Below are 6,479 nucleotides of genomic sequence, written 5' to 3'. Positions count from 1 at the left end.
CTCGTGAGGTTCAAGAGGGCAACCAAGGCAGTGAACAGGAGCTTTGATATGATGAGGTACTCCGTAGGTCTCGTTCTGTGGGAGAGAGGGCTGATCCCAGAATTTATACCTTAATGACGACACTATGGATATGGTTAATTATTTAACGAGATATATTAAAATAAACTCAGTTAATACTAAGTGTGAATAATGTAATGACGAAAGTTTTTAGACGTAGTTATGTTAATAATTAACTAATGGCAAAGAGAATGATTAAGTTTTCCCTTTTTAGTGTTAAAGGTGGGGTTGGAAAGTCTACCATTGCTTACTTCTTGGCTAAGAGATTATCTGAGAAGTATAAGGTTCTCCTTGTGGACAGGGACTACACCAATACAATAGGTAGAACTTTTGGACTGAAAACAGGCCTAATCAACGTAATATCTGATGGTATAGAGGGAAATTATGTCATTCAAGACGGAAATCTGAGAGTATTAAGTTTAGTGACGATTTCGCCATCTAAACTTCCATCAATAGAAGAATTCACACAAAGATATTCTAAGGTACTGGAGGGAATTGACGTGGTTATTGCTGATAATCCCCCAGGAACGGACGACATAACCATTTTTGAGTCTGAGGGATACCGCATGGCAACTGGCGATTCCAACTGTAATGGTATCTTTGTGACAACACCTGGTCTAGCGTTTGATATCACTTTATCTCATCTTCTCGCTATCTGTGAGTCTTTGAAAAAAGCTTCCTCACTATCAAATTACTCAATTGAAGCCCTTGTGGTAAATATGGTAAGGGGGAAATTTGTAATGGATAAAATGAAAGTTCAAGATAGAGAAGTGAGGATTGTACAGATTCCATTCATTAAGGAACTATTGTTCCATGGATTCGCTAATTCAGCTATTACTCCTGATCTTACAGATCTGTCTAAAATTATTGAAAGGAAGATTACCGAGGCCAAGGACAGCGAAACCTCGAAAATAACTGGATGAGTTTTTGTCCTATACCTTTTTGCAATATGATATCTAGATAATTTTCAAGTAGTGGCTCATTATGTTATCATTGAGGTGTAAATTTGAGGAAGTATTACCCACGGTCAAGAGTGGGAACCCGGTTATAGGGATGTTCCCTGTCCCTCGTTCAGGAGTAGCTACGCAGTTAGGAAAGATTGCGGGAGACAACTCACCTGCACCGAGAGCATTGTAGGAAGTTCATAGGGGGAAAGAAACTTCACGAGAGAGTATCCCTAAGATGTACGCGGACGGAATAGGATGGGACTCTCTTATGTTTCAAGTACTGGCAAGGTCTTGATAATCTTCGTGTTCTCAAGGACCACGTAAGTGGTGTTGTTCGGGGAGGAATAAGAGCTAACGTGTTTGGCTAGCTTCCATGGCACCAGAGAAGCTTGAGGTTTTGATGATTGTAACGTTCTCCTCAGGAACACAGGGTTATTACTTGTGAATATCAAAGACTCCATTTACTCGTCCCACGGGAACAGGCTTGTGAAATTCAAGGAGCAATCAAGGTAGTTAACAGGAGCTTTGAGACAGTGAGGCGCTCCACGTATCTCGTTATATGAGTGAGGGCTAGATCAAGAATTCATACCTAAATGATAACACCATACACTGGACTGTCAAGTATAGTCATCAACTTTCCAAGATAAATCTAAAATCACTGTTTGTAAAAATGTAATGATGCGAGGCTTGTCATATTCGAGACGAGGTTCTCATTATATATTTCGATAGCTGGTCTTCCTTGCTAAATACATGTTATGTTCATATTGGACCTATGACTTCAACAGGGTTAATCGTCTAACAATCCCCTTTTGATAAATCTTCTTCAAATAGAAGTCTGTGTAAAAATCTTCTAGGATGAGAAGCACAACACAGATTCTGGCTTTACCCTCTGGAGGTATGACATTGTCTGCGGTTAAGGAAATTAGTAGCGTCATTTCTGTAATGCCCGGAGTTGTATCAATCCAGGGAAATCAAGTAAGGTTGAAATACAGGAGAATGTTTTTTATACATGACTCCGTCTATACTGTAAATGTAGCAATTCATGGAAATAGAATGGTAGAATATAAACTTGAGGACTTTCGTGGAAACGAGTTAAAACTGATGTTCACACTTAGTGATAAAAATGAGTTATTGATATCCGCCAGTTATTCAGGTGAAAAGGAGTGGGTGGTGGGGAAGGCTCTAGATCAGATAGTTAAACAGATCAGTGAGGGTTTGAAGAAAGAAATGGAAAGGGCTGATGTCTCTCTTTCTGGGGACTACTCAGAATACCTATCTAAGTTGTCTCTTCTAACCAAGCTAATAATGAAGTCTAAGATCGTTAAATCAGAAGTGATTGAAATAAAGGAAGGGGAACTTGTGGATTATCTAAACCAGGTGATCACGGAATATCAACATTACCCGGTAATTTACGTATCAGGTTCAGGAGAGGCAACATTTAGAATTCTTCTATTAAATGGAGAGGTAAAAGGAATTTACGTAATCAGAAATGGCCAAGAATACAAGGAGGAGAAGATTCTAAACATAATGAGTGGCAACTACAAGGTTCATGTTTATGTTTCGCTCAATCCTAGGGTATTGGAGGGAGTACAATGAAGGTACATAAGCCTTATGTAATCTACGAGGAAGGAGATCACTCGTTTATCTGGCTTGGCTTGGACGAGTCTGATAGGGAGAAGGGAGTCTTAACGAACCAATACCTAATTAGAGACGGAGATAGGGGCGCTCTTCTAGACGCTGGAGGGTATTTCGTGTTTGAAAGGGTCCTAAACTCGGTTCAGGAGTTCGTAAAGCCTGAAAATGTGGACCTTCTCCTCTATAGTCACCAGGATCCTGACGTTGTAGGTGCCCTTAACCTCTGGGTGGACATGTTACCCAACGTGAAGATTTACGTCTCGGAGCTATGGGAAAGATTCCTCCCGCACCTGGGTTATGATCTGGGAGAGTCCATAAACGACCTGCCAGACCAGGGCGCCAGGATACCCTTCGGGAAAAGCTATATTGAGGCTGTTCCCGCGCATTTCCTGCATTCGCCAGGGAATTTCCACTACTATGATCCCGTCTCCAAGGTGTACTTCTCCGGTGATATGGGAGCAGCTATATTTCCTAAGGATAAGTGGTACCTCATCGTGGAGAACTTTGAGGAGCATGCGAAGCTAATGGAAGGGTTTCACAGGAGATATATACCATGCAAGCGAGCCATTGAAAAATGGCTGACAAGGATTCAGGATATGGATATCCAAATCATCGCCCCTCAACATGGCTCTGTATTCACGGGAGAGAACGTAAGAAAATTCCTAGATTGGCTGATGAAGCTGGATAGGGTAGGTCTTGAACTGTTGTGAGTATTACACGTGAGAGTTTTCCAAGCTATTTTGAGACTTTTTCCTCGCGAGGTCCAAGTTTGTCTCCCTTCTTGATAATGGCCATCCGGCTGGTATTATATAATGAAACCTAAGCCCTATCATTTTAACTTCGTATGTGATCCCCGTGTTGATCTAAACTTTTATACTATGATTTCATAGTATATTACTCGTGAAACTTCAGGTTAAGGGAAATTACATATACGTTACAATGTGGGATAAGCAAAGGAAGAGACCCAGAAGATTTTACTTGGGTAAGAAGGAGGAACTCCAAAATCTTGAGAAATTGTTAAGTTTCGCCAATAACCTTAAGGTCACACGAGAAGAAATACGGGATTACCTCAACTTTTACCTAGATAAGGAGACCGGACTTACCAAGGAGGAGTACGTGATGTTGGCCCTTGAGTTGAACAATCTATGGAGTGGAGATACTGGGAGTCAATAAGGAAGGCCGTCAGGCTTGTTCAAAGGTTTTATCCCGATTACGCACTCGTAGGTAGATTTGCAAGAAACTTCTATGCGCCTCCAGAGACCACACTCGATATTGATTTCCTAGTGAACTTGGACGATAGGATCACTTTGGCGGAGCTCATAGATTTCGTCGGGTCACAATCCTATGAGATTAGTCCGACTGATGTGGGACACTGGCAATACAAGATGAACGTGAAAGGGTTCAGGGTAGACCTTGTAAAACCCAAAGGTTTCCATCTTGACGAAGAGTTCATATTCAAAAGAAGGCTGGTTCGTTTGAGAAGGGTAGGAAGGATTTTCGTGAGCTCCCCTGAGGACTTGGCAACCCTTTATGTTGTCTCCTCGAGGGAAAGAGGTGTTAGAGATCTCATTAAGGCCAAGGATGTAATTGAGTATTCCAGGGCGAGGAACGATTTCAATGAGGACTACTTTTTATCCAGATGTGAAAGAAATAGTGTAAAGCCATTATGTCTCGAATTGCTTCAACATGAACCTGTATGAGTAATTGTACTGCAGTTACGTTAACCGAGACAACGTATCATCACCTCAGCTCTGTCATTATCTTTCTTCTTCCCATTCCTTCTTATTTTACGAGATTTAACAGGAAACTGATATTTTATCAACCTGTCTAAAGAGTTAAAACATATCAAAAGCTACATTTCACCGGTCATTGGTATAACTTCGAGTCTTACCACCGTTTTTGCAAATATTCCCTTGACTAACTTATTCCAAAGCTGAGAGGGTATCCTCAAACTCCTGGCCTTTTCATCATCCACATTGCCAACCTTTATCTTCATCTCGCTGGCTATCCTCCTTATCCCGTAAACACACTCAGCGTAAACTGGACAGGTCGCACACTCGTACTTCGAGGATCCCATGTCAATGAAGATCAGATGATTATTGGACGTGTAAAGGACACCCGTATCAATATCCAGGGAGCTCTGTCTCGGTATGAAAGGAATCACCGCCTTGAAGGCTATGGCGTTGTCCTCCACCAGCCCCATTCTCTTCAAGTCCTCTAGAATATAGTAATAGTAGCTCTTACTTAATCCTAGGCTCTCTCTTCTGTCAGTGGACAGCACCTTCATGTAATTTTCCGTGCCCAGTTTGTTGAAGTTTTCCCTTGAAAGCATGACTATTTTCTCGCTTTTTTTCACGGGTCTTTCCGTATTGAAAATTCTATAGTCGCACATTGTACTCATTATAACTAGATATTTTAAAGATTAAAAAATGAAATCTCACTAAAGAATCGACTAGTTCTTTAACAGAGTTTACCGCACCAGAAAACTTAGCAATCTAACTAACTTTTCGTATGTTTCCCTTCTACAATCGAGGCCGTGATATCCTTTCCCATCAAGGACGGAGAGGAACCTGCAACCTCCCATACACATGGGAAGATAGGGGCAGGACTTGCACTTCTCCTGGATTACAAGGGACCTCTTTCCAGAGAGCAAATGGTTCAGGAGTGTTACCTCTCCGTCTTCCGTTAGTTTTCCCTTCACGTAAAGAGGGTTCCCGGTGAAGGCCCAGCACGGGTAAACCTTCCCCTCAGGGTCAACCACTATGTCCTCGTCTATGTGTGCAGCGCAAATCCCAAGTCTGAATAGGTCGTGGGGAATCCCGAAACCGTAAGCTCTGGCCTTTTCCCAGAACTTAACCAGAACCTCAGACTCCAGTTCCCTGGGAATCACGTTCTCCCACCACTCGTTCCTGAACAGATTGGTGTGAACAAAGTGGGGGTCCAATCTTACCCTAGTTATACCCTCCTCCACTAGCTTGGATAGGAGTGCGTCCACTTCGTTAAGGTTGTTCACGTCGATGTTTATCCTCAACACCACCTTAACAAGGTCCTGAATTTCTCTCAGGTTCTGTATTATGACGTTAAAGGAACCTCTGCCATCAACGTAGAATCTCCTCTTATCGTGAACCTCGGGGGGTCCATCCAAGGTTATCTGGACGTGTGTAAGGCCGTGGGATATCAACCTCTGGGCGACGCTCTTGGTGAGGAGTGAACCATTGGTCACGACGCTGAACGAGTACTTAAGGTCAGAGAGGGACTTGGATATCTCCTCTATCTTCCTGAGCTCCAGGAGAGGCTCGCCTCCGAAAAACGTTACCCTCACCCTTCTTCCCCTCTCCCTTTTCCTGATGTAATTCACGAAGCCCTTCATGACCCCCTCAGATACTGAAACCTCCTTTCTAAACCCCTTCTGAAAACAGTAGGTGCAATTGAAATTGCAGTTGTAGGTGAGGAGAAGGGTAGGTTCAAGAACGGACTTGTTTAGAAGGGGTTCCACCACGTCATTCACGTCGTCGCTTGTTGTGAACCCCTCCTCCACGATCTCCTTGAGATGTTCCGGCACCTCTCCCCTTCTCAGCTTCTCCATTTCCCACGGTTCAAGTTCCATGGCGTAACCTGTGAGCGTGTTGAAAATTATATTGTTAATAAAAATATTGAACTTAGATAGGGCCATGGGGAGGTCACCTCACTCTCCCCAGCTAGGGGAGTAACCGCATCTCCCGGCCCTTCTCTCGATCCGGACTACCTTTTTTGCGGACATTGAGGGAAAGGAGGGCCCATCCTCTATTTCCTTTACTCATATTATTCCATAATAATAGATGGTAAAGGCCGTTAATTGTA

General features: G+C 42.9%; 8 protein-coding genes and 1 pseudogene. 6 read left to right on the top strand and 3 right to left on the bottom strand.

Annotated features, from left to right (window positions below; translation table 11 throughout):
- Positions 1-114, top strand: a pseudogene (locus L3N51_RS11245) (IS1 family transposase); the annotation flags it as partial.
- 122 nt (positions 115-236) lie between these two features.
- Positions 237-980: a tyrosine-protein kinase family protein gene (locus tag L3N51_RS11240; protein WP_238027312.1), complete on the top strand. Its 744-nt coding sequence runs from the start codon at positions 237-239 to the stop codon at positions 978-980.
- A gap of 290 nt (positions 981-1,270) precedes the next feature.
- On the opposite strand, the gene L3N51_RS11235 is transcribed toward L3N51_RS11240, so the two are convergent.
- Positions 1,271-1,465, bottom strand: coding sequence for a hypothetical protein (locus L3N51_RS11235; RefSeq protein WP_238027311.1), 195 nt, complete (start codon positions 1,463-1,465; stop codon positions 1,271-1,273).
- 436 nt (positions 1,466-1,901) lie between these two features.
- Here L3N51_RS11235 and L3N51_RS11230 point away from each other — a divergent pair, with 436 nt between their 5' ends.
- The 4 genes from L3N51_RS11230 to L3N51_RS11215 all read left to right on the top strand — a co-directional run bounded on the left by L3N51_RS11230 (position 1,902) and on the right by L3N51_RS11215 (position 4,339).
- Positions 1,902-2,600 carry a hypothetical protein gene (locus L3N51_RS11230; protein WP_428846163.1) on the top strand — a complete coding sequence of 233 codons (699 nt, stop codon included), beginning with the start codon at positions 1,902-1,904 and terminating at the stop codon, positions 2,598-2,600.
- Positions 2,597-3,349 carry an MBL fold metallo-hydrolase gene (locus L3N51_RS11225; RefSeq protein WP_238027309.1) on the top strand — a complete coding sequence of 251 codons (753 nt, stop codon included), beginning with the start codon at positions 2,597-2,599 and terminating at the stop codon, positions 3,347-3,349. The genes L3N51_RS11230 and L3N51_RS11225 overlap by 4 nt, the downstream gene beginning before the upstream one ends.
- A 190-nt stretch (positions 3,350-3,539) precedes the next feature.
- Positions 3,540-3,812: a hypothetical protein gene (locus L3N51_RS11220; RefSeq protein WP_238027308.1), complete on the top strand. Its 273-nt coding sequence runs from the start codon at positions 3,540-3,542 to the stop codon at positions 3,810-3,812.
- Positions 3,785-4,339 (top strand): nucleotidyltransferase family protein, encoded by a 555-nt coding sequence (locus L3N51_RS11215; protein ID WP_238027307.1) that lies wholly within the window; start codon positions 3,785-3,787, stop codon positions 4,337-4,339. Before L3N51_RS11220 ends, L3N51_RS11215 begins: the two co-directional genes overlap by 28 nt.
- Before the next feature lie 152 nt (positions 4,340-4,491).
- On the opposite strand, the gene L3N51_RS11210 is transcribed toward L3N51_RS11215, so the two are convergent.
- A complete protein-coding gene (locus L3N51_RS11210; protein WP_238027306.1) occupies positions 4,492-5,031 on the bottom strand; it encodes a hypothetical protein in 540 nt (179 codons plus the stop codon).
- Positions 5,032-5,109: 78 nt separating this feature from the next.
- The gene (locus L3N51_RS11205; RefSeq protein ID WP_238027305.1) at positions 5,110-6,312 is read right to left on the bottom strand and encodes a radical SAM/SPASM domain-containing protein; all 1,203 of its coding nucleotides are present in this window, start codon (positions 6,310-6,312) and stop codon (positions 5,110-5,112) included.
- Positions 6,313-6,479 lie beyond the last annotated feature (167 nt).

It is taken from the genome of Metallosphaera javensis (ex Hofmann et al. 2022), from assembly GCF_022064045.1.
In the GTDB taxonomy this organism is placed as follows: domain Archaea; phylum Thermoproteota; class Thermoprotei_A; order Sulfolobales; family Sulfolobaceae; genus Metallosphaera; species Metallosphaera javensis.
The sequence above is the reverse complement of the archived record's forward strand: the minus strand, read 5'-3'. Positions and strand labels throughout refer to the sequence as shown.

Coding starts and splice junctions, on each gene's coding strand:
- L3N51_RS11230 (WP_428846163.1), top strand. CDS start 1,902: ATGACATTGTCTGCGGTTAAGGAAATTAGTAGCGTCATTTCTGTAATG.
- L3N51_RS11205 (WP_238027305.1), bottom strand. CDS start 6,312: ATGGCCCTATCTAAGTTCAATATTTTTATTAACAATATAATTTTCAAC.
- L3N51_RS11240 (WP_238027312.1), top strand. CDS start 237: ATGGCAAAGAGAATGATTAAGTTTTCCCTTTTTAGTGTTAAAGGTGGG.
- L3N51_RS11225 (WP_238027309.1), top strand. CDS start 2,597: ATGAAGGTACATAAGCCTTATGTAATCTACGAGGAAGGAGATCACTCG.
- L3N51_RS11235 (WP_238027311.1), bottom strand. CDS start 1,465: ATGGAGTCTTTGATATTCACAAGTAATAACCCTGTGTTCCTGAGGAGA.
- L3N51_RS11215 (WP_238027307.1), top strand. CDS start 3,785: ATGGAGTGGAGATACTGGGAGTCAATAAGGAAGGCCGTCAGGCTTGTT.
- L3N51_RS11210 (WP_238027306.1), bottom strand. CDS start 5,031: ATGTGCGACTATAGAATTTTCAATACGGAAAGACCCGTGAAAAAAAGC.